This window comes from Pseudomonas sp. LLC-1 (assembly GCF_002992185.1).
GTDB classification, from domain to species: Bacteria; Pseudomonadota; Gammaproteobacteria; order Pseudomonadales; family Pseudomonadaceae; genus Aquipseudomonas; species Aquipseudomonas monteilii.
Genome location: NZ_LUVY01000021.1, coordinates 137,242 through 160,066 on the forward strand (window position 1 = coordinate 137,242; position 22,825 = coordinate 160,066).

The 22,825-nt window shown below is 64.0% G+C and carries 18 protein-coding genes; 8 read left to right on the forward strand and 10 right to left on the reverse strand.

From position 1 onward, the window contains the following. Positions 1–51: 51 nt before the first annotated feature. Complete coding sequence (locus tag A0O30_RS23975; RefSeq protein WP_105948280.1) at positions 52–1,410, reverse strand: diguanylate cyclase; 1,359 nt, start codon at positions 1,408–1,410, stop codon at positions 52–54. A gap of 249 nt (positions 1,411–1,659) precedes the next feature. Between A0O30_RS23975 and A0O30_RS23980 the strand changes: the two genes are divergently transcribed. The 5 genes from A0O30_RS23980 (at position 1,660) to A0O30_RS24000 (ending at position 6,642) form a co-directional block, all read left to right on the forward strand. Continuing rightward, entirely contained in the window at positions 1,660–2,727 is a 1,068-nt protein-coding gene (locus A0O30_RS23980) for a DUF2333 family protein (protein ID WP_105948281.1), read from the forward strand. Between the two features lie 2 nt (positions 2,728–2,729). Continuing rightward, positions 2,730–3,266, forward strand: a complete 537-nt coding sequence (locus A0O30_RS23985; protein ID WP_105948282.1) for an NUDIX hydrolase — start codon at positions 2,730–2,732, stop codon at positions 3,264–3,266. A gap of 317 nt (positions 3,267–3,583) precedes the next feature. Continuing rightward, on the forward strand, positions 3,584–3,955 hold the full coding sequence (locus tag A0O30_RS23990) for a translation initiation factor Sui1 (RefSeq protein ID WP_025754639.1): 372 nt from the start codon (positions 3,584–3,586) through the stop codon (positions 3,953–3,955). 151 nt (positions 3,956–4,106) lie between these two features. Then, a complete protein-coding gene (gene speA, locus A0O30_RS23995) occupies positions 4,107–6,020 on the forward strand; it encodes an arginine decarboxylase (protein ID WP_105948283.1) in 1,914 nt (637 codons plus the stop codon). A gap of 166 nt (positions 6,021–6,186) precedes the next feature. Continuing rightward, complete coding sequence (locus A0O30_RS24000) at positions 6,187–6,642, forward strand: transposase (protein WP_105948284.1); 456 nt, start codon at positions 6,187–6,189, stop codon at positions 6,640–6,642. A gap of 122 nt (positions 6,643–6,764) precedes the next feature. Here A0O30_RS24000 and A0O30_RS24005 read toward each other — a convergent pair whose 3' ends face one another. Next, on the reverse strand, positions 6,765–8,102 hold the full coding sequence (locus tag A0O30_RS24005; RefSeq protein ID WP_105948285.1) for an MATE family efflux transporter: 1,338 nt from the start codon (positions 8,100–8,102) through the stop codon (positions 6,765–6,767). A 281-nt stretch (positions 8,103–8,383) separates the two neighbouring features. Between A0O30_RS24005 and A0O30_RS24010 the strand changes: the two genes are divergently transcribed. Continuing rightward, positions 8,384–13,285, forward strand: coding sequence for an alpha-2-macroglobulin (locus tag A0O30_RS24010; protein ID WP_105948286.1), 4,902 nt, complete (start codon positions 8,384–8,386; stop codon positions 13,283–13,285). A gap of 162 nt (positions 13,286–13,447) precedes the next feature. Here the strand turns inward: A0O30_RS24010 and A0O30_RS24015 are convergent, their stop codons facing one another. Then, the gene (locus A0O30_RS24015; RefSeq protein WP_016715405.1) at positions 13,448–13,741 is read right to left on the reverse strand and encodes a hypothetical protein; all 294 of its coding nucleotides are present in this window, start codon (positions 13,739–13,741) and stop codon (positions 13,448–13,450) included. Positions 13,742–13,818: 77 nt separating this feature from the next. Here A0O30_RS24015 and pbpC point away from each other — a divergent pair, with 77 nt between their 5' ends. Further along, the gene (gene pbpC / locus A0O30_RS24020; protein ID WP_105948287.1) at positions 13,819–16,173 is read left to right on the forward strand and encodes a peptidoglycan glycosyltransferase PbpC; all 2,355 of its coding nucleotides are present in this window, start codon (positions 13,819–13,821) and stop codon (positions 16,171–16,173) included. A gap of 92 nt (positions 16,174–16,265) precedes the next feature. Continuing rightward, a complete protein-coding gene (locus A0O30_RS24025) occupies positions 16,266–17,921 on the forward strand; it encodes a ShlB/FhaC/HecB family hemolysin secretion/activation protein (protein WP_105948288.1) in 1,656 nt (551 codons plus the stop codon). A 38-nt stretch (positions 17,922–17,959) separates the two neighbouring features. Here A0O30_RS24025 and A0O30_RS24030 read toward each other — a convergent pair whose 3' ends face one another. The 7 genes from A0O30_RS24030 to A0O30_RS24065 form a co-directional block, all read right to left on the reverse strand. Next, positions 17,960–18,733: a response regulator transcription factor gene (locus A0O30_RS24030; protein WP_105948289.1), complete on the reverse strand. Its 774-nt coding sequence runs from the start codon at positions 18,731–18,733 to the stop codon at positions 17,960–17,962. Positions 18,734–18,852: 119 nt separating this feature from the next. After that, positions 18,853–19,323 (reverse strand): prepilin peptidase, encoded by a 471-nt coding sequence (locus tag A0O30_RS24035; RefSeq protein ID WP_105948290.1) that lies wholly within the window; start codon positions 19,321–19,323, stop codon positions 18,853–18,855. Positions 19,324–19,618: 295 nt separating this feature from the next. Next, on the reverse strand, positions 19,619–20,188 hold the full coding sequence (locus A0O30_RS24045) for a DUF4136 domain-containing protein (protein WP_105948291.1): 570 nt from the start codon (positions 20,186–20,188) through the stop codon (positions 19,619–19,621). Between the two features lie 19 nt (positions 20,189–20,207). Continuing rightward, complete coding sequence (locus A0O30_RS24050) at positions 20,208–20,843, reverse strand: DUF4136 domain-containing protein (protein ID WP_105948292.1); 636 nt, start codon at positions 20,841–20,843, stop codon at positions 20,208–20,210. Positions 20,844–20,864: 21 nt separating this feature from the next. After that, on the reverse strand, positions 20,865–21,614 hold the full coding sequence (locus tag A0O30_RS24055) for a methyltransferase domain-containing protein (RefSeq protein ID WP_105948293.1): 750 nt from the start codon (positions 21,612–21,614) through the stop codon (positions 20,865–20,867). Beyond that, the gene (locus tag A0O30_RS24060; protein WP_009685784.1) at positions 21,611–21,916 is read right to left on the reverse strand and encodes a MazG-like family protein; all 306 of its coding nucleotides are present in this window, start codon (positions 21,914–21,916) and stop codon (positions 21,611–21,613) included. Before A0O30_RS24060 ends, A0O30_RS24055 begins: the two co-directional genes overlap by 4 nt. Positions 21,917–21,971: 55 nt before the next feature. Continuing rightward, positions 21,972–22,823 (reverse strand): MaoC/PaaZ C-terminal domain-containing protein, encoded by an 852-nt coding sequence (locus tag A0O30_RS24065; protein ID WP_105948294.1) that lies wholly within the window; start codon positions 22,821–22,823, stop codon positions 21,972–21,974. Between the last annotated feature and the right edge of the window lie 2 nt (positions 22,824–22,825).

Genomic DNA, 22,825 nt, shown 5'->3' on the forward strand with positions numbered 1-22,825 from the left:
AGGGGCTGGCGTCAGAAAAAAGTGGCACAGTGCCTGTACTGGTGAAACTGATCAGGGTTCTACCCGCACTACACAGTTACGCCCGGCATGCTTGGCCCGGTACAGCGCCTCGTCCGCCGCACTGGCCATGGTCAGCGCATCGAGCCCGTCATCCAGCTGCACCACCCCGGCACTGAACGTGCACTGCAAATCCCGAGGTTGCGCCGGGTAGAGAATATCGGCAAAGCGCCGGCGGATTTCGTCCAGCACCTTGTGTGCTGCGTCCAGCGCGGTGTTGGGCATGACAATGGCGAACTCCTCGCCGCCGTAGCGGCCGATAAAGTCGGTCTTGCGCAAACGCTGCTTGAGAAACAGGGCCAGGCTCTTGATCACCCGGTCGCCCATGGGGTGGCCATGGCGGTCGTTGATCTTCTTGAAATGGTCGATGTCGAGCATGGCAAAGCTCAACGGTTGCTGTTCACGGCGGGCGCGGAAGCTGCAGTCTTCCAGCAGTTGCAGGATGTGGGTGTGGTTGTACAGCCCGGTCAGGCTGTCGCGCACCATGCGCGCCTTCAGGTGCCGGGCACGGGCGGCACGGTTGTGCACGGTGGTGATCAGGTGGCGTGAGCGAAACGGTTTGGTCAGGAAGTCATCACCGCCTTCGCTCATGGCGTCCAGCTGTTTGTCCAGGTCGTCTTCAGCAGACAGGTAGATGATCGGCACGCTCACGTAGCGGTCGCTGTGGCGAATCACCTTGGCCAGCTCCGGGCCGGTACAGGCTGGCATGTACAGGTCGAGAATGATCAGGTCGGGCTGGAAGTCGGCAAGCTCCGCCATGGTACGGATCGGGTCGGTCAGGCTGCGGGTTACCATTCCGGCACCGGCCAGCACGCGCTCGGTGTACAGGGCCTGGGTGCGTGAGTCGTCGATGATCAGCACGCGCAGCGGGTCTTGCTGGGTGATGTGGGTCAGCAGTTCGACTTTTTCCAGCAGGCTGGAAGCCTCCAGGCTGCCGGTGAGAAAATCCTGGCCACCCACGCGCACGGCGGCCAGGCGGGTCGGGGTGTCGGCTTCGTGGTGGCTGAAGAACAGCAGCGGAACAGGTTGCGCCAGCGCCTGCTGCACCCGGGCGGCCAGCAGCAAGCCTTGGCCGGCACCGGTGAAGTCGACGTCCATGATGATGGCCGAGGGTGGGTATTCGTTGATCGAAGCGCAGAGCGCCGCAGCGCTGGGCAGCGCTTGCACCACCAGGCCGAAGAATTCCAGCTGCTGGGCCAGGCGCTGGGCGCGCTCGTGGTCCTGCAGCAGGATGTACACCGGTTTGCGCAGGGGCGGCAGCAGCACCTGGTCGAGCGGGTCATCCTTGCGCAGGCCGCTACGCGTCAGCTGCTGGGCGGGGCACTGCGGGCTCGGCTCGACTGCTTTGCTCATGTCCTGGCTACTTATAGGTTGGGGTGTGCAGGGGCAATGATGGCTCTATGCTAGCAGCTCTTTCCGAATACGTGAGTGCCCTGCATCAACAAAGCGGCCAGAACGAATATTCAGTTGCTGACCGAATGGTCGCTTATGCGTACGGTGGTGTCTGCTTTATAGTGCTGCCACACGGGCTTGCCGTGGCACCCTGGCGCAGGCCTGTGGTCCAAGCCCCCTGAACCGTCGTGACTGATTAAGGACAAAGCCATGCTGGACTGGAAAAACCGCGAGGCCAAAGCCGAGCCCCGCGAGCGTGTCGATGGCCGCGGCGCTGCTGCCCGTAGCTACCTTGGCGGCCTTTGGAGCCGTGCCCTGGGGACCCTGATCGGGTTGTACCTGCTGGTGTGTATCGGCCTGGGCTGGTACTGGAGCCAGGAGCCTGCGCTGTTCCCGGTGCAGCAGAATGCCCAGGCCGCTGCCGAGCGCACCGGCCAGCAGATGGTGGTGGGTTATACCACCCTCGAAACCCTCAAGACCGTGGCCGGCACCTTGCTGAACAAGCCGGGCGGCTACATTTCCAACGACCGCTTCCCGCCCGGGCTGTGGATGGACAACATGCCGAGCTGGGAATACGGCGTGCTGGTCCAGGTACGCGACCTGTCCCGCGCCTTGCGCAAGGACTTTGCCCGTTCGCAGTCGCAGTCCACCGAGGACGCGGACCTGGCAAAGGCCGAGCCGCGCTTCAACTTCGACAACAAGAGCTGGATCTTGCCATCGAGCGAGTCGGAGTTCGAAGAGGGCATCAAGTCGCTGGCCCGCTACCAGACCCGTCTGGCTGCCGGCGACAAGGGCGCGATCTTCTACACCCGTGCCGACAACCTGAACAACTGGCTGGGTGACGTGGCTACCCGCCTGGGTTCGCTGTCGCAGCGCCTGTCGGCCAGCGTTGGCCGGGTGAAGCTGAACTCCACGCTGAAGACCGAGTCGGTGGTTGCCGGCCAGGCGCCGCAGGTGGACGAAGAGCTGGTGGAAACCCCATGGCTGCAGATCGACAACGTGTTCTACGAAGCCCGTGGCCAGGCCTGGGCGCTGTCGCACCTGCTGCGCGCCATCGAGGTGGACTTTGCCGACGTGCTGGCGAAGAAGAACGCCACGGTCAGCGTGCGTCAGATCATTCGTGAGCTGGAAGCCTCGCAAGAGCCGCTGTGGAGCCCGATGGTGCTCAACGGCAGTGGCTTCGGCATGTGGGCCAACCACTCGCTGGTCATGGCCAACTACATTTCCCGGGCTAACGCTGCGGTCATCGACCTGCGTCAGCTGCTGTCGCAGGGTTGATAATGGCCATCAGCCCAAACGAGGCCGCCCACCGGGCGGCTTCCGACCGCGAACAGGTCACCTGGGTGGACGAAGCCGACCAGGTGCTTGGGGCGTTGCCGCGTGCTGAACTGCGCGAGCGGGGTTTGATCGGGCGTTGCACGTTCATCCTGTTGTTCAACAGCGCCGGTGAGTTGTGCGTGCACCGGCGGACCTTGAGCAAAGCGCTGTACCCGGGGTACTGGGATGTGGCGGCGGGCGGCATGGTGACAGCCGGTGAGGGTTATGCCGAATCGGCGGCGCGTGAGCTGGCCGAGGAGTTGGGCATTGAAGGGGTGGAACTGCGGTTTCACGAGCGGTTCTATTTTGACCAGCCCGACAACCGGTTGTGGTGTGCGGTGTATTCGGCGGTGTCGGATGCGCCGTTGCGCTTGCAGCCGGAAGAGGTGATCGAGGCGCGGTTCATTGGCCTGGAGCAGGCTGAGCAAGAGAGCCTGACGAAGCCGTATTGCCCGGACTCGTTGGCGGCGTTGCAGCGCTACAAAGCCAGCCTGACATAAAGCTGGGACCGCTTTGCGGTCCTTTCGCGACACAAGGCCGCTCCCACATTGATCGGAGTACACAGGACCTTGTGGGAGCGGCCTTGTGTCGCGATAGGGCTGCAAAGCAGCCCCAGTACGCGAATAGTCGCAAAACATTCGCAAAATGCCGCAATCCAGTACTTAGCAACCGCCCCATTTATCGTTAAACTGCGCGCCCTTTTCGGGCTGTCGCAGGATCTTGCGGCAGTAGCGCCGCCCCTGCCAGAGTGGGGCTTCGCGGTCGGCCTCTACCCCAAGGCACGACCAGTTTTTGTCCTCAGCACAGAGGAACAAAAGTGGCCAAGAAAGCTTCTTCCTTTTCCGCCCTTGGCGGTCTCGTGTACTCCACCGATGCCGGTCGACACTGCCCCGACTGTGGTCAGCCGGTGGACGCCTGCATCTGCAAGCAACAAATCATCCCCGAAGGCGACGGCATTGCCCGTGTGCGCCGTGAGAGCAAAGGCCGTGGCGGCAAGACCGTGACCACCGTCACCGGCGTGCCGCTGCCGCTCGACCAGCTCAAGGAGCTGGCGACCACGCTCAAGCGTCGCTGTGGTACCGGCGGCGCCCTGAAGGACGGAGTGATCGAGATCCAGGGCGACCATGTCGAGCTGTTGATCGGCGAGCTGACCAAACAGGGTTTCAAGGCGAAAAAGTCCGGCGGCTGAGGCCATCGCGCGATTTTTTGCCCAGCGCTTTCTAAACTCGTTCCCGTGGTCAAGGTCTATGCCTGGGCACGGATGAATCGTCATTTTCAGCTTTTACACTCGCTCCGCTGCCTGCGGGGCAGTGTCTTCGACTTATCTATAGGGGACTTGAATGTCCGTACGACGCACACGCAAAGACGATGGTAGCCAATGGACCGTGGCCGACAGCCGCAGTGTTTATGGCATCCGCCATTGGGGCGCTGGTTATTTCGCCATCAATGAAGCCGGGCGCGTCGAAGTGCGCCCCAACGGCCCCAAGAGCGCGCCGATCGACCTCTTTGAACAGGTCGACGAACTGCGTCAGAGCGGCCTGTCGCTGCCACTGTTGGTACGCTTCCCCGACATTCTGCAGGACCGCGTTCGCCAGCTGACCGGCGCGTTCGACGCCAACATCGCGCGCCTGGAATACCAGAGCAAGTACACCGCGCTGTACCCGATCAAGGTCAACCAGCAAGAAGCCGTGGTGGAAAACATCATCGCCACGCAGAACGTGTCGATTGGCCTGGAAGCCGGCTCCAAGCCCGAGCTGCTGGCCGTGCTGGCACTGGCGCCAAAGGGCGGCACCATCGTCTGCAACGGCTACAAGGACCGCGAGTTCATCCGCCTGGCACTGATGGGCCAGAAGCTGGGCCACAACGTGTTCATCGTCATCGAGAAAGAGTCGGAAGTGGCTCTGGTGATCGAAGAAGCCGCCGAGCTCAAGGTGAAACCCCAGGTCGGCCTGCGCGTGCGCCTGTCGTCGCTGGCTTCGAGCAAGTGGGCCGACACCGGTGGTGAAAAGTCCAAGTTCGGTTTGTCTGCCGCCCAGTTGCTCTCCGTGGTACAGCGCTTCCGCGATGCAGGCCTGGACCAGGGCATCCGCCTGCTGCACTTCCACATGGGCTCGCAGATCGCCAACCTGGCCGACTACCAGCACGGCTTCAAGGAAGCCATCCGTTACTACGGCGAGCTGCGTGCGCTGGGCCTGCCGGTGGACCACATCGACGTGGGCGGTGGCCTGGGCGTTGACTACGACGGTACCCACTCGCGCAACGCCAGTTCCATCAACTACGACATGGACGACTATGCCGGCGTGGTGGTGGGCATGCTCAAGGAGTTCTGCGACGCGCAGGGCCTGCCGCACCCGCACATCTTCTCCGAGAGTGGCCGTTCGTTGACCGCACACCACGCCATGCTGGTGATCCAGGTCACCGACGTCGAGAAACACAACGACGACGTGCCGACCATCGAGAACAAGGAAGCCCTGCCCGAGACCGTGCAGTGGCTGGTCGACCTGCTGGGCCCGACCGACATCGAGATGGTGACCGAGACATACTGGCGCGCCACCCACTACATGGGCGACGTGGCGGCGCAGTATGCCGATGGCAAGCTCACCCTCAGCGAGAAAGCCCTGGCCGAGCAGTGCTACTTTGCCGTGTGCCGCCGCCTGCACAACTCGCTCAAGGCCCGCCAGCGCTCGCACCGCCAGGTACTGGACGAGCTGAACGACAAGCTCGCCGACAAGTACATCTGCAACTTCTCGGTGTTCCAGAGCCTGCCGGACACCTGGGCCATCGGCCAGGTGCTGCCGATCATCCCGCTGCACCGCCTGGACGAAGAGCCGATGCGCCGCGCCGTGCTGCAGGACCTGACCTGCGACTCCGACGGCAAGATCAACCAGTACGTCGATGAGCAGAGCATTGAGACCAGCATGCCGGTGCATGCGGTGAAAGAGGGCGAGGACTACTTGCTGGGCGTGTTCCTGGTGGGTGCTTACCAGGAAATTCTGGGGGACATGCACAACCTGTTCGGTGATACCGATTCGGTGAACATCTACCAGAATGCCGACGGCAGCGTGTATCACGCCGGTATCGAAACCCACGACACCATCGAAGACATGCTGCGCTATGTGCACCTGTCGCCGGAGGAGTTGATGACCCACTACCGCGACAAGGTGGCCAGTGCCAAGATTACTGCGCGTGAGCGGACCCAGTTCCTGGATGCGTTGCGTCTTGGGCTGACCCGGTCTTCGTACCTGTCGTCGTAAGCCTCGACGGCCGCCCCTGCAAATGCCTGTACTGCTTTTGTGGGAGCGGCCTTGCGTCGCGATATGAGGGCGAAGCCCTCACCAGCGTCATAACTGGTAAAAATCCTTTCTTCGTTCACCGTACCAACGCCGCTACCTTTGAATGCAACGTTCAAAGGAATACGACATGGAAAGTCCAGGCTCCCATCGATTACGGCGCGGTCGAGTGTCCGAACCCGGGCGGCTCTATCTGCTGACCACAACCACTCGAGACCGAACGCCATTGTTCAAAGACTTGCGCTTCGCCAGGATCGTGATTCAGCAATTGCGGCTCACCGAAGAGAGCAAGGCTTGTCGATCTCTGGCGTGGGTCTTGATGCCCGATCATCTTCACTGGCTTATCGAGCTTGGCGCGGCGAGCCTAGGGCCGCTGATGTGTGGGTTCAAGTCCAGAAGCAGTTGTGCTTTGTACAAGGTAGGTGCTGATAGGCGGCATATCTGGCAGACCAGTTTTCATGATCGGGCCTTGCGCCGAGATGAGGATGTCAGGGCAGTGGCACGCTACATCATCGCCAACCCCATTCGCGCGGGCTTGGTTCGGCGCGCGGGCGAGTATCCACATTGGGATTGTGTGTGGCTTTGAATCCGCAGGTGAGGGCTTCGCCCTCATTTCGCGACACAAGGCCGCTCCCACAAAAAACCTGCATACGCCGATCAATGTGGGAGCGGCCTTGCGTCGCGATGGGCCGCAAAGCGGCCCCGGCATTAGTGAATCCACTCACCCTTCTGCTGCAAACGCCACCCCACCCACCCCAGCGTCACCGCCCGCAACCCCATGAACCCGAGAAACGCCAACCACAATCCGTGGTTGCCGAACCCGCTCATGGCCACCGCCACCGGCAGTGCGATCAGCACCGACACCAACATCGCATTGCGCATCTCCCGCGCCCGGGTCGCACCGATGAACAAACCGTCCAGCAAATAACTCCACACCGCAATCAACGGCAGCAGTGCCAGGTACGGCAAGTACGGATAAGCCGCCGCCCGCACGCTCTCGATATCGGTCTGCAAGTCAATAAACAGGTGCCCACCCAGCAGGAACAGTGCGGCAAATCCCAGGCTGGTAATCAGCGACCAGCCACACGCGACCACCAGCGAGCGGCGCAGGGTATCCCGGTCGCGGGCGCCGATGGCGTGGCCGCACAGGGCTTCGACCGCATGCGCCAGGCCGTCGAGCGCGTAGGCGGTCAACAGCAGGCCGTTGAGCAGCAGGGCGTTGGCCGCTACGGTGGCCTCGCCCAGGCGTGCGCCTTGCACGGTAATCATCAGAAACACCAGTTGCAGCGCCAGGCTGCGCAGGAAGATGTCGCGGTTGACCGACAGCAGCGGTCGCCAGGCCTGCCAGCGCTTGAGCGCTGCCCACACGATCTGCCCTGGGTAAGCCCGCAGCGCCGGGCGTGTCAGGGCCAGGCCCAGCAGGGCGGCACTCCATTCTGCAATTACCGACGCCCGTGCCGAGCCCAGCACCCCCCAGTCCAGCCCCAGGACGAACCACAGGTTCAGGACGATGTTCAGCAGGTTGGTGGTCAGCAGAATGGCCAGCGGTGCCCGGGCGTTCTGGGTGCCCAGGAACCAGCCGACCAGCGCGTAGCTGGCCAGTGCCGCAGGCAGGCCCAGCAGGCGGGTATGAAAGAAGTCTTCAGTGGATTGCTGAAGGGCGGCGCTGGGTTGCATCGCCTGCAGTGCCAGCTGGCTGAACGGCAGGGCCAGCAGGCCAATCAGCAGGGCGAAGCCGACCGCCAGCAGCAGCCCTTGGACCAGCACCTGGCGCAGCGCTGCGCCGTCACCTCGGCCGGCGGCCTGGGCGGCGAAACCGGTGGAGCCCATGCGCAGGAAGCCCATCAGGCCGACCATGAAGGTGAACAGCGTGGCGCCCACGGCCACGGCGCCCAGCTGGTGGGCGTGGGGGAGGTGGCCGATGACCGCGCTGTCGACCAGGGCTACCAAGGGTACGGATATGTTGGACAGGATCATCGGCGCGGCCAGCGCCCAGACCTTGCGGTGGGTGGGGCGGTGGCGCCAGTCGGTGGTCAGTTGCGACATTGGAGTCCTTGGTCAATCGGGGGCCGCTATGCGCCCCATCGCCGGCAAGCCAGCTCCCACAGGGTCACCACAAGCCTTGAGGCCTGTGCAATACCTGTGGGAGCTGGCTTGCCGGCGATGGGGCGCGAAGCGGCCCCGCTTCAACGAATGCGCTAGTGTAACGACCAGGCAACCATTTAGCGCGACCATGGTCTCAGCTTGCGCGCAGCGCCGGGTGTTGCACCCGACCTTGCGCTATAGTTGCTGCCCTCACGTACACGCTGCCAAAGAGTTCCTACTCCATGTTCAACAAAGGATTGTTGCTGGCCTGCGCGCTGGCCTTGCTCAGTGCCTGTGACTCTTCCACGCCAGACAAACCTGCGCCGGCGCAGAAGCCTGTCGCTACAGCGCCCGCCGAAGCCGCTGCCCCCAAACGCGAAGACCCCGCCGTGCTCGCCAAGCGCTACGAGGGCCGCGAACTCACGGTGCTGGACGTATCCGAAGTGCAGCTCGATGGCGCGGCCACGCTGTCGATCAGCTTCTCCGCACCGCTGGATGCCAAACAGGATTTCGCCACCAAGGTGCACCTGGTCGACACCGTCAAAGGCAAACTCGACGGCGCCTGGGAACTCTCCGACAACCAGATGGAACTGCGCCTGCGCCACCTGGAACCACAGCGCAAGCTGGTGCTGACCGTGGACAAGGGCCTGCTCGCGGTCAACGGCAAGCAACTGGACAGCGAGTCGGTCACCCAGCTGGAAACCCGCGACATGCAGCCGACCATCGGCTTTGCCAGTCGTGGTTCGCTGCTGCCCACGCGCCTGGCCGAAGGGCTGCCGGTGATTGCCCTCAACGTCGACAAGGTCGATGTCGAGTTCTTCCGGGTGAAGCCGGAAATGCTCTCGGCCTTCCTGGCCAACTGGGGGCGCAACAGCAGCCTGTACTACTACCAGTCCAAGGAAACCCTGGACATGGCCGAGCTGGTCTACAGCGGCCGCTTCGACCTCAACCCCGCCCGTAACACCCGCGAAACCGTGCTACTGCCCATCGCCGGCATCAAGCCACTGCAGGATCCGGGCGTGTACCTGGCAGTGATGCGCGCCTCGGGCACCTATGACTACTCGCAGCCGGCGACCCTGTTCACCCTCAGTGACATCGGCGTGTCGGCACACCGTTACCGCGACCGCCTGGACGTGTTCGCGCAGGCGCTGGAAGGCGGCAAGGCGTTGAGCGGCGTCAATCTCGAAATCCATGACGAGAAGGGCAAGTTGCTGGCCCAGGCCAGCACCGATGGCAAAGGCCACGCCCAACTGCCGATCACCCCCAAGGCCGATACCCTGATCGCCACCCAAGGTGTGCACACCACCCTGCTGCGTCTGAACACCGCCGCGCTGGACCTGGCCGAATTCGACATCACCGGCCCCCAGGCCAACCCGCTGCAGTTTTTCATCTTCGGCCCGCGTGACCTGTATCGCCCAGGCGAAACCGTGCTGCTCAACGGCCTGCTGCGCGACCAGGACGGCAAACCCGTCAAAGCCCAACCCGTCAGCGTTGAAGTGCGCCGCCCGGATGAGCAGGTCAGCCGCAAGTTCGTCTGGGAAGCCGACAGCAATGGCTTGTACCAATACCAGTTGCAACTGGCCACCGAAGCCCCGACCGGGCGCTGGCAGTTGCTGCTCGACCTGGGCGGCGGGCGCAAGCAGGTGTATGAGTTCCTCGTCGAAGACTTCCTGCCTGAGCGCCTGGCCCTGGAGCTGAAGGGCAGCAGCACGCCACTGTCGCCGGATGAGGATGCGCGCATCCAGGTCAATGGCCGTTACCTCTATGGCGCCCCGGCTGCCGGTAATCGCCTGAGTGGCCAGGCCTATGTTCGCCCGCTGCGCGAGGCGGTGCCCGCTCTGCCGGGCTACCAGTTCGGTTCGGTCACCGAAACCGAGCTGAACCAGGATCTGGAACTGGACGAAGTCACCCTCGACCAGGCGGGCAAGGCGGTGGTCGATATCGAAAGCCGCTGGGCCGAAGCCCGCTCGCCGCTGCAACTGACCGTGCAAGCCAGCTTGCAGGAGTCGGGTGGCCGTCCGATCACCCGGCGCCTGGAGCAGCCGATCTGGCCAGCCGAGCGCTTGCCGGGCCTGCGTGGCCTGTTCGATGGCGAGGAAACCGACAGTGACGGGCCGGTGGAATTCGAGGTCCTGGTGGCCGACCGCGATGGCAACAAGCTGGCGGCCGATGACCTCAAGGTACGGTTGGTTCGTGAACGCCGCGACTACTACTGGAACTACTCGCAGAGCGACGGGTGGAGCTACGCCTACAACGAAAAATTCCTTACCCAGAGCGAAGAGACGGTCAGCGTCAAAGCCGGCTCCACCGCCAAGCTGAACTTCCAGGTGGAGTGGGGCCCGTACCGCGTCGAGGTGGAAGATCCGCAGACCGGCCTGGTTTCCAGCCAGCGCTTCTGGGCGGGTTACCGCGCCCAGGACAACGCCGAAGGCGGTGCCGTACGCCCCGACCAGGTCAAGCTGGCGCTGGACAAACCGTCCTACGCCGACGGTGCCACGGCCAAGGTCACCGTCACCCCGCCTGCAGCAGGTAGCGGCTACCTGATGATCGAGTCCAGTGATGGCCCGCTGTGGTGGCAGGAAATCGACGTGCCTGCCGAGGGCAAGACCTTCGATGTGCAGCTGGACAAAGCCTGGGCCCGCCACGACCTGTACATCAGCGCGCTGGTGATCCGCCCGGGAGAGCGCAAGGCCAACGCCACGCCCAAGCGTTCGGTGGGTGTGCTGCACCTGCCGCTGGACCGCGCCGAGCGCAAGTTGGCGGTGAGCCTGCAGGCACCGGAGAAAATGCGCCCGAAACAGCCGCTGACCGTGAAGGTGAAGGCAGCCAATGCGGATGGCAGCGTGCCCAAGCAGGTGCATGTGCTGTTGTCGGCGGTGGACGTGGGCATCCTCAACATTACCGACTTCAAAACCCCCGACCCGTTCGCCAGCCTGTTCGGTCGCAAGGCCTACGGTGCCGACCAACTGGACATCTACGGCCAGCTGATCGAAGCCGGGCAGGGCCGCCTGGCCAGCCTGGCGTTCGGTGGTGACGCGGCCATGGCCAAAGGGGGCAAGCGCCCTAATACCACGGTGACCATCGTCGCCCGGCAGAGCCTGCCGGTGACTCTGGACGACAAGGGCGAGGGCGAGGCCACGGTCGATATCCCCGACTTCAACGGCGAGCTGCGGCTGATGGCCCAGGCCTGGACCGAAGAACACTTCGGCATGGCCGAAGGCAAGACCGTGGTTGCCGCACCGCTGATTGCCGAACTCTCGGCGCCGCGCTTCCTGGCCGGAGGCGACCGCACCAGTCTGGCGCTGGATTTGGCCAACCTGTCGGGCCGCGCTCAGCAGCTGAATGTTGAAATCACCACCGAGGGGCAGCTTGGCCTCGTGGCCAGTGCCGTGCAGAACGTAGCCCTGACTGAAGGCCAGCGTTCGACACTGATGATCCCGGTGCAGGCCCAGGGCGGCCTGGGGCAAGGCAAGGTGCATGTGCGGGTCACAGGCCTGCAACTGCCAAACGAGCCGACCACCGCGTTCGAACGGGAGTGGACGTTGGGCGTGCGCCCGGCCTACCCGGCGATGCTCAAACACTACCGCGTGGCCTTGAAAGACCAGCCCTGGACCTTGCCTGAAGCAGACCTGGCGGCCTTCGAGCCTGCCGGCCTGGAAGCCAGCCTGGCCTTGTCGAGCCGGCCACCGCTGAACCTGGCGGAGCAGATTCGCGCCCTGGAAGCCTACCCCTACGGTTGCCTTGAGCAGACCACCAGCGGCCTTTACCCGTCGTTGTACGCCGATGCCGAGAGCCTCAAGCGCCTGGGCATCAAGGGCGATCCGGCAGACGTGCGCAAGCGCAAGATCGAGATGGGCATCGAGCACCTGTTGGGCATGCAGCGCTACAACGGCAGCTTTGGCCTGTGGAGTTCGGACAGCGAAGAAGAGTACTGGCTGACTGCCTATGTCACCGACTTCCTGCTGCGTGCCCGTGACCAGGGTTACGGCGTGCCGGCCGAGGCGCTGAAGAAGGCCAGCGAGCGCCTGCTGCGCTACCTGCAAGAGCGCAACCTGATCGAAGTGGACTACAGCGAAAACGCCGACCACACCCGCTTCGCCGTGCAGGCCTATGCAGCGCTGGTGCTGTCGCGCAGTCAGCAGGCACCATTGGGTGCGCTGCGTGGCCTGTTCGAGCGCCGTGCCGATGCGCGTTCCGGCTTGCCGCTGGTACAACTGGCAGTGGCACTGGACAAGATGGGCGACAAGCCGCGAGCCGAGCAGGCTTTGCAGGCGGGCCTGGGCATCAGCCGTGGCAAAGGCTGGATGGCGGACTACGGCAGCGCACTGCGTGATCAGGCGTTGATCCTGGCCTTGTTGCAGGAGAGCAATCTGGCCAGCAGCCAGGTCGACCAGCGGCTGTTCGCCTTGTCGGACGAACTGGCGGCCAACCGCTGGTTGTCGACCCAGGAGCGCAATGCACTGTTCCTTGCCGGCCGTGGCCTGTTGGGCAAGCCGGAAGGCAAGTGGCAGGCCCGCCTGGACAGCGCTGGCGAGGTGCGCGAGTTCAACAATGCCGAAGCCGGCATGAAGCTGGAAGGCCCGTTGCTGGCTTCGCCGCTGAGCGTGCAGAACGAGGGCAGCGAGACGCTGTACCAGCAGCTGACCTTGTCCGGTTACCCCCGTCAGGCGCCTGCGGCCGGCGGCAATGGAATGCAGATTCGCCGTGAGTACCTGGGCATGAATGGCCAGCCATTGGACCTGCATAACCTGCGCAGCGGCGACCTGGTGCTGGTGCACCTGGCACTCAAGGCCGAAGACCGCGTGCCGGATGCCTTGGTGGTGGACTTGCTGCCTGCAGGCCTGGAGCTGGAAAACCAGAACCTGGCGCAGAGTGCCGCCAGCCTGGACAACGCCAGCACCGCGGTGAAGGAATGGCGCGAGTCGATGCAGAACGCCAGCGTGGTGCACCAGGAGTACCGTGATGACCGTTATGTTGCCGCGCTCAAGCTCGACGGCTACGGCACCACCCACCTGTTGTACCTGGCGCGGGCGGTGACCCCGGGCACCTACCGCGTGCCGCCGCCGCAGGTTGAGTCGATGTACCGGCCGAACCTGCAGGCTGTGGGGGATGGGCAAGGGGAGATGACCGTAAAAGCCCGCTAAGCCCAGCCCTGCGCGGACCGTTGTGGGAGCGGCCTTGTGTCGCGAAAGGGCCGCGGAGCGGCCCCCAGCCATTTATGCGGCGAAGCTGAAATCTGGGGCTGCTGCGCAGCCCTTTCGCGACACAAGGCCGCTCCCACAAGGACCGTGCAAGGCTGTTTAAGATCAGTGAATCACCCAGCTCATTACCCACAACCCCAGCACCAGCCAGATGATCCCGAGGATGATCGAGGCGCGCATGAACGCGCGGATGGCCGAGTACAGCAGCATCAGGCCGACGATCAGGGCCAGGATGCTGAGCAGCGAGGTGTCCATGCCCAGCGTGCGCGCCAGGCCGTCGATGAAATTGCCGCCAGCATTGGCCAGCAGGTTGAACAGCCCGCTCAATGCGTCGACGATGAAGCGGATCAACGACCCCAGTGCCTGGCCAAGCCACTCGAAAAAACCTTCTACATGCATAGTTGTTTCCTGATGAACGATTCGGCGAGGTTGCCGTTCCCAAGCCTTTGGCCATCACCTGGCCAGGTCGGTTCCCGATGCCAAGCTTAGCGCGGCCGTGCACCCGTGCGGGCAAGTGGTTGCGTGCCACGGTAATCGGCTTGCTGGTGCTGTGTGGCCTGGTGTGGCTGGCTGACCGCATCTGGCCGCTGCCCATGCCGGGCGACGACCTGGCCCGGGTGGTGGTGGCCGAAGACGGCACGCCGTTGTGGCGCTTTGCCGATGCCGAGGGTGTCTGGCGCTACCCGGTCAGCCCTGACGAAGTCTCGCCGTTGTACCTGCAGGCCTTGCTGACTTACGAGGACCGTTGGTTCTACCGCCATCCAGGGGTCAACCCGCTGGCCCTGGCCCGAGCCGCCTGGCTGAACCTGCGCGGCGGACGCGTGGTGTCGGGCGGCAGCACGCTGTCGATGCAGGTGGCACGGCTGCTCGACCCGCATGAACGTACCCTGACTGGCAAACTGCGCCAACTGTGGCGTACGGCGCAGCTGGAGTGGTATCTGTCCAAGCGCGAAATCCTGCAGATCTACCTTGACCGCGCACCCTTTGGCGGCACCTTGCAGGGCGTTGCCGCAGCCAGCTGGGCGTACCTGGGCAAATCACCCATGCACCTGACCCCGGCCGAAGCAGCGCTGCTGGCGGTACTGCCACAAGCGCCCAGCCGGCTACGGCCGGACCGCCATCCCGCGCGTGCCCAGCGTGCCCGCGACAAGGTGCTGCAGCGCCTGGCCGAATACCAGGTATGGCCTGCGCAGCAGATCCGCGAGGCAGCCGAAGAGCCGCTGGTGCTGGCACCACGCCAGGAGCCAGCCTTGGCGCCCTTGCTCGCCAGAAGGCTGAACAGTGCCGACAGCCCGCCGCTGATCCGCACCACCCTTGATGCGGCACTGCAGCGGCGCCTGGAAGACCTGCTGCTGGGTTGGCGTGCGCGCCTGCCGGAGCGTACCTCGGCAGCCATCCTGGTGGTCGAGGCGCAGACCATGGCGGTGCGTGCCTACCTGGGCTCGATCGACCTGGCCGATGAGCGTCGCTTCGGGCATGTCGACATGGTGCGTTCGCTACGTTCACCCGGCTCTACGCTCAAGCCGTTCCTGTACGGCATGGCGTTGGATGATGGCCTGATCCATTCCGAATCGCTGCTGCAGGACGTGCCACGCCGCTATGGCGACTACCGGCCCGGTAACTTCTCCATGGGCTTCAGCGGGCCGGTGTCGGCCAGTTCGGCGCTGGCCCTGTCACTCAACTTGCCGGCAGTGCAATTGCTGGAGGCCTACGGCCCGAAACGCTTTGCCGCGCAACTGCGAATGGCGGGTATGCCGCTGATACTACCGCCGCTGGCCGAGCCCAACCTGTCGTTGATCCTCGGTGGCGCCGGTAGCCGTCTGGAAGACTTGGTGGGTGGTTATGCAGCCTTCGCGCGCGGAGGCAACAGCGCGAGGGTGCGCTTGCAACCGCAGGATCCGCTGATTGAACGGCGCCTGCTGTCGCCTGGCGCGGCGTGGATCATCCGGCGCATTCTCAGTGGCCAGGCACGCCCCGACCGCGACCCGCATGCCGAACTGGTTCAGCGCCCGCAACTGGCCTGGAAAACAGGCACCAGCTATGGCTTTCGCGACGCCTGGTCGATTGGCGTGGGCCCGCGCTACCTGATCGGCGTGTGGATCGGCCGCCCCGATGGCACGCCGGTACCCGGCCAGTTTGGCCTGGCCTCCGCGGCGCCACTGATGCTGCAGGTGCATGACCTGCTGAGCAACCGCGACAGCCAGCGCGGCATCAGCGTGCCGGTGGAGCGAGTACCGGCGAATATCGGGGTGGCGGCGATCTGTTGGCCGCTGGGCCAGCCGATGAGCAAGCAGGACCCCAACTGCCGGCGTCAGCGTTTTGCCTGGACCCTGGATGGCACCACGCCGCCAACCCTGCAAGCTGCCGATCAGCCGCTGGGCCTGGGCCTGCGTGAGCGCGTGTGGGTCAACGAGCAGGGACTGCGCGTGGATGGTAGCTGCCCAAGCGCCAAGGCCCGTGACATCGCGTTGTGGCCGGCCCCGCTGGAGCCCTGGCTACCCCGTGTCGAGCGGCGCGCGGCGCGCCTGCCGACCATCGACCCGGCCTGCCCGCCGCAGGTGCCGGCCAGCGCACCGCCGCTGTCGATCGTCGGCGTGCGCCCCGGCGACAACCTGCGCCGCCCGGCCACCAGCAGCGAGCCGTTGCAACTCTATGTATCGGCCTTGGGCGGCGGAGGGCGGCGCTGGTGGTTCCTCAATGGCCAGCCCTTGGGCGAAACCCAGGGGCAGGACAGCCTGCTGGTCCGCTTGCCGCAGGCCGGACAGACCGAGCTCAGCGCGCTGGATGAAAGCGGCGAGACGGCGCGGGTGGCGTTCCAGGTCAGCGAGTAGGCGTTCGACGGCATTCGGGCCAGCACCTACGCTTGCAGATAGCGGGTGTGACCGGCTGGCGCCCCGCAAACCAAGGGAACATGGAGCGCCCTATGCGTCCTCTGGCCGTGCCCCTGCTGTTGTTGCCTTGGGCGCTTGCTGCCCACGCAGAGCCGTTGCCGGGTTTTCTCGACAGCCATGAATACGAACGGCGCCTGCCTGCTGCCAACCTGCCGATAGAGGCCTACCGCCCCATCAGCCCCAACCTGAGGCTGGCCGGGTCGGTTGGCGAAAGGCTTGACTGGGCGCCTGCGGACACACCCGTCGTTGTGCATAAAGTGCGTTTCGAGGGGGGCACGGTGTTCCCCCTGAGTGATCTGCGCGAGCACTACCAGCCGCTGGTCGGGCGGCAGACCACGTTGGGCGAGTTGCAGCAGTACACCCAGCAGCTAACCCAGCGCTATCGGCAGGAGGGTTACCTGCTTTCCTATGCCTACCTGCCACCGCAGGATGTGGCCGAGGGCCGGGTAAATGTGGTGCTGGTCGAGGGTTACATCCGTGATTACCACGTCGACGGTGATATCGGCCCGGCCAGCGACTATCTCCGGCAGCTATTGGCACGCCTTGAGGCTGAGCGCCCGCTGACCCGCGAAACGCTAGAGCGCTACCTGGGGCTGGCAGGGCGCTTGCCTGGCGTGTCGATAGAGGCTGAGCTGGCGATGGCACGAACAGGTGATGGTGCGGCCCTCTTGACCGTGCATGCGCGGCACAAACCGTTCAGCGCCGCTGCTACTTTGGCAGACTCCAGTCGCGATGATGTACAGGCGCTGCTGACGGCCACCAGCAATGCCCAGACCCGCTTTGCCGAACAGTTCCAGGCCAGCCTGCTACTGCCCCCGGGCGATGACCAGGTGCATTACCAACGGCTGGATTACAGCCAGCACCTGGACGAGGCCGGCAGCCAACTGTTGGTGTCGGCTTCGCGCTACCGCAGTGAGCCGGGCACGCGAACCCGCCTGGACGATGGCCGCGACATCACCCGTGAGCGTGACAGCCAACGCTATGCGATAGGCCTGCGCCAACCCGTGATTGTCAGGCCGAATGAATGGCTGGCCGTGCAGGGGCACTTGTATGCGGTCAGCGAACATGTCGAAGAGCGGCAGTCTTCGTCACGGGACTACGACACTTCTGTGCGCGCGCTGTCATTCGAGGGCGACTGGCGCAAAGTGGAAGGTAGTCGCCTGCGCATTGTCAGTGCCGGGGTCTACCAAGGCCTCGATTACCTGGGCGCCCGCAGCGATGCCGACTACGACATGGACTTTTTGCGGTTCAGGTTGTCGGGGCTGCAAAGTAACCCGCTGTCAGCGAGTTGGCAGGGTGTGGTGTCTGGCGCGTTGTACTGGAGTGATGACCGGCTGCCCGATAGCGAACGGGTGGGGTTTGGTGGGCAGAGCTTCGGCCGTGGTTATCCCCGTGATCAGTCCGACGGAGACAAGGGTTGGGGTGTGGCTTACGAGGTGAGCTACAGCATGCGGGGTAGCAGGTTGGCGCTGGTACAGCCGTATTTGGCCGTGGATGCGCCGCAGGCCTGGCATAACCGGGGATCGGTGGAGGATGCCCACCTGGCTTCGGCGGCACTTGGTGTACGGTTGGGAGATGGGCGGCTTTTCAATGTTGCGTTGGAGGTGGCAAAACCGCTGGCGGATGTGGCCTTGGACAGTCTGGACCGTTCCCCCCGTTTGACCTTGAGTGCTGGCCTTCAACTGTAGGGGCTGCAGAGCAGCCCCGGTGATGCGGAGTCAATCACTCAATGGGTAGTAAAGCGCTGGTGAACCGGTGACGAACTGGGCGTCAGCGCCAGTGCCAACTGGGTGCGGTTGTGCATGTGGGTCAGGCGCAGTACCTGCGACACATACAGTTTCACGGTGTTTTCGGTAATGCCCAGCTCACAGGCAATCTGGTAGTTGGTCTTGCCCTTGCTCACCAGCCGCGCCACTTCAAGTTGGCGCGGCGACAGCTTCTCGAACGCCGCCGGCAGCTCGTTCTCACTGTCTTCCGCATCGCTGGCGCGTCGGTGGGTGCCTTGGCCGCGGGCCTTTTCCAGGTCCTGATACAGCTCGTCCACCGAATCGGCCAGATCCTGCAACCGCTGGTTCAACCCGCCCAAGGCGCGGACGTTGCGCTGGCGCTCTTGCAGGGCCTCTTCCTGGCGGCGCACGCCTTCGAGCAGCTCATCGAGGTCCATGGGCTTCTGGTAGTAATCGGCAAAGCCTTCACGCAGGGCACGGATCACATCCTGTTTTTCCGCACGCCCCGTCAGCATGATGGCTTCGAACATGCGCTGCCCGGTGATTTCCTTGAGCGCGCGAACCAGTTCGATACCATCGCGCTCGGGCATGTGCAGGTCGCAGATGATCAGGCCAATGGCCTCGTCGGCCAGGTAGCGCTCAAGGGCTTCGTCGGTGGAATGGGCCGGCAGGCAGTGGTAACCCTGGGTTTCAAGAAACTCACACAGCTGTTCGACGATGACTGGCTGGTCATCGACCACTAAAATCTTCACATCACTGAAAGGTCTGGACACGATCAACTCCCTGTTCGTATGCGGCCCTGCTCCCGGGCCAGACGCTCTGGCAGCTTAAAAATAGTCCTACGTTGCGATTTTGTACAAGGCATGTACAAGGTATCGGACCATAGGTTGGCTTATTGGATCCATACCGCCGTTAGAAGAAAACCTGCTAGCACATAGGGTACGAAGGCCTGTTTGTCGCCCATTTCTTCAGTCAGGGTTTGCAACCGCTTCTTCACTTTAGGGTTGAGCAGGGTCCACAGGCGTCGGCGGGTGAGCAGCCACACCAGCACACTGACGCCGGCGCCGATGAAGGTGCCGAGCACGTATTGCGGGCTGGTGGCGAGGGCCAGCGCGCCCATCAACTTGACGTCGTCGGCACCGAAGCGGCCGAGCATGTAGCCAGGCAAGGTCAGCAGCATGACGATGGCCAGCGCCCAGCCGGCATCGGTGGCCTCGGCGCCGATCCAGCTGCGACCGGTGGCGAACAGCCAGACCAGAGCGCCCGTTGCTACGCCCAGGGTCAGCAGGTTGGAGATCTGGCGTTGACGCACATCCTGTTCGGAGCACAAGGCAAGCCACAGCAGGAGAACAATGCTTTGCATTGGCAGGTCGCCTTTCCCAAAAGTTGAACACTTCTACCCGGTCAGTCAGGTTTCCTTAAGTGAAGATAGACGGGAACCTGCGGACAAGTGGTCGGGAAGGGGAAAAAGGCGTGGCTGGAATGGATTTTGTCGTAGCTGGCACAGGTACTAACGGTTGTCGCTCTGGCGCGATCATTGTGGGAGCGGGCGTGCCCGCGAACACGGGCGAAGCCCGTGCCATATACCGCGGCGCCTGCTTCGCGGGCACGCCCGCTCCCACAGGGTCCGCGGCACTTATGGAAACTGCGTTTGAATTTTACTTCTTGCTGCCCGGCGGGTAGTTACCCAGTACCTTGGCCACGGTGTTGTGGATGGCGCTGTTGCGTTCTTCCGGGCTTGGCGGGTAGTTGTTCATGATTTGCTCGGCACTGCCGCGCCACACCAGCTTGCCGTCACGCCCGTCGAACATGTCCACCTGAATGGTCGCGACCTTGTAGTCGACACTGCGGGTTTCGTTGTACATCGGGCCACCCCAGTAACCGCCCCAATAGCCACCCCAGCCACCGCCATAGTTGGTGGTGATCTGCTGCTGGCGCTGCTCGACGATCAGGTAGGTGCGGACCGTCAGGTCAGGCCGTGCTCCACCCTGGACGGGGCGCAGCCCACGCTGGTCGAGCTGGTCGGCCACCGCCTGGCGGATGCGTTGCTCGGTAAGGTCGCTCTTGATGCGGGGGTCGTCCGGGCGGTACTGCAGGCCCGGTTCCTGCCACGCCCAGCTGCGGTAAGCGGCAAAGTCACGGCTGGCATCGAAATCCTGCTGGACGTTGTTGCTGGAGCAGGCTGCAAGCAGTAACACGAATGACAGTAGAACGAGACGGCGCAACATGATGGTTCTCCGTTAGCGATTAACTGGGAGGATAGCCGCTGAGCGCCTTGTGCACAGAGTCGCGCAGGGCGCTTTCGCGTTCACGCGGCGAGTCCTTGTCGCTGCCGCTTTCGGCGCTGGCGCTCCATACCGGCTGACCGCTGCGGGCGTCGTACAGGTCGATGCGCACTACCATCACCTCCACTTCGTAGGTGCGCACGATGGGCACGCTGGCATAACCCCCGTAGCCATGGCGATAGCCACCATAGCCCACGCCACCGTAGGGGTAGGGGCCGTAGTACGGGTCGTAGGTGTCGTAGTCACGCACCTGGCGCAAGCGTTTTTCCAGGCGCATGTCGGCGCTTACCAGCAGGTCGCCGGTGGCACCTCGGGCGGGGCGCAGGCCATGCTGGTCGAGTGCCCCACTGACAGCATCGGCCAGTTGCGCAGGGTCGGCGTTGGCCGAGCCACTGGGCAACTGGCCGTTGCGCCAGCTCCAACTGCGGTAGTGCCCATAATCGCGGGCGGGTGCCGGGTAGGCACTGGCGTCGAAGGTGGTGGCCGCCTGGGCGGGGGCCGGCGGCAGCGGGCGGCTGCTGGCCACATACGGGTTGCTGCCCTGGCAGCCAGCCAGGGCGAATGGCAGCAGGGCCAGGCACAACAGACGGTACGGCATGAATTCCTCCGGCAGGGTGGGTTAGCGGGGGCGGCACACCCAGTGCAGGTAGCGGCCAAGCCCGGCGAAGGCGGGGTGGCGGCGGTGGGCCAGTTCCATTTCCAGCAGGTCGAGCAGCTCGGCCTTGCCCTGGAACTCCTTGGGCATGTAGTCGTGGAACACCCGCACACCGCTTTCGCTTTCAACTTGCCACATAGGATCAAGTTGCGCCTTGAGCTCGCGTGGATCAAGCGGTTTCTGTGGGGTCAGGCTCTGCTTTTCACCTTCCAGCCGGTTGCTGCGCAACTTGCGGAAATGGCCCTTGAGCAGGTTGCGATAGACCAGGGCGTCGCGGTTGTAGAAGGCCAGTGACAGCCACCCGGAAGGCGCCGTGAGCTGGTGCAGCACGGGCAGGATGCTCTCAGGCTCTGCCAGCCATTCGAGTACGGCATGGCACAGCACCAGGTCGTAAGGTTCGGTGAGCTGGCCGAGCAGGTCTTGCCAGGGGGCCTGGATGAACGTGGCAGTCTGGCCTGCCTCGGCAAAGCGCGCGCGGGCGCCATCGAGCATGGGGGCGGCGGGCTCGGCCAAGGTCAGGTGATGACCACGCTGGGCCAGCCACAAGGCCATGTGGCCAAGCCCCGCACCGATGTCCAGAATGCGCAGCGGCCGATCGGGCAGTGCCTCGGCCAGGTCGGCTTGCAGCACGGCCAGGCGGATCGCACCCTTGGCACCGCCGTAGATCTTTTCGGCAAAGCGGGTGGCCAGTTCATCGAAGTGACGGTCGTTCATCGGGCGAAGCGCCTCTCGCTGTCGGCCAGCTTGGCCCGCACCACTTGGTCCATGTCCAGGCCCAGCTCGCTGCACAGCAGTAACAGATAGAGCACCACATCACCGACCTCCTGGCCGGCGTGGGCCAGTTTGTCGGCAGGCAGCTGGCGCGATTCGTCTTCGCTCAGCCACTGGAAAATTTCCACCAGCTCGGCCATTTCGACGCTGGCGGCCATGGCCAGGTTCTTCGGGCTGTGGAAGCCGCGCCAGTCGTTGTTGTCGCGGATCTGATGCAGGCGTTGGGTGAGTTCTTGCAGATTCATCGGGGTCTCCTAATGCTGCATAGCTTCTGCCCAGGCCCGATGCAAAGCAAGTGGCCTACACCCGATCCCACCGCCCGACCATATGCAATACCTCCCCATGCCCATCCAGCCGTAGCTGACCTGCAGGGCCCGCCGCACTGGCACTGAGCACCACCTCCGACGGCAACCGTACCGGTTTGCGGAAGTCCACTTCAAAGGCATATCCACTGTGCGGCAGGTGCCCACGCAATGCCGCCAGGGCCATGGCCTTGCTCCACATGCCATGGGCAATGGCTGTAGGAAAGCCGAACAACCGGGCACTGACAGCACTGAGGTGAATAGGGTTGTAGTCCCCGCAGACCTTGGCGTACCGCCGGCCGATGTCACCGTCGGCGTACCAGCGGGAGGCCTCGGGCAATGCATCAGGCTCAATGTCGGCAAGCGCGCTTGCCTCGCCTTTTAGCTTCAACCCACGTACCAGCATGCGGCTGGTCTCGCGCCAGAGCAGGCCAATGCCGTCTTCGGCCTCGGTGATCAGGTCGAAGGTGCCGCCCTTTGCATGCGGTTGCAGGTTGTGCGCATACACCGCAACGCGCAGCCCTTCGATACCGCCAAGCGGGCGCAGCACTTCGATGCGGTTGTACAGATGCACCAGGCCGAGCAGTGGGAAGGGGAAGTCTGGAGCGGTCATCAACTGCAACTGCAGGCTGAACGCCATGACATGTGGATACGTCGCCGGCAGGCGGCCATCGTCGGGAAAGTGGCAGAGCTTGCGGTAGGCGCTCAGGTTGCCCGGCTGAACCCGGATGAAACAGCGTAGGCCATCGTCCGGCAGTTGGTCACCGCTGATGGTGCGCTTGCTGGCTGCGCGCAGGTACAGGCTGGCGCGCGAAGCCGGGCTGTGCAGGTCATGCCAGTGTCGGCTCATGC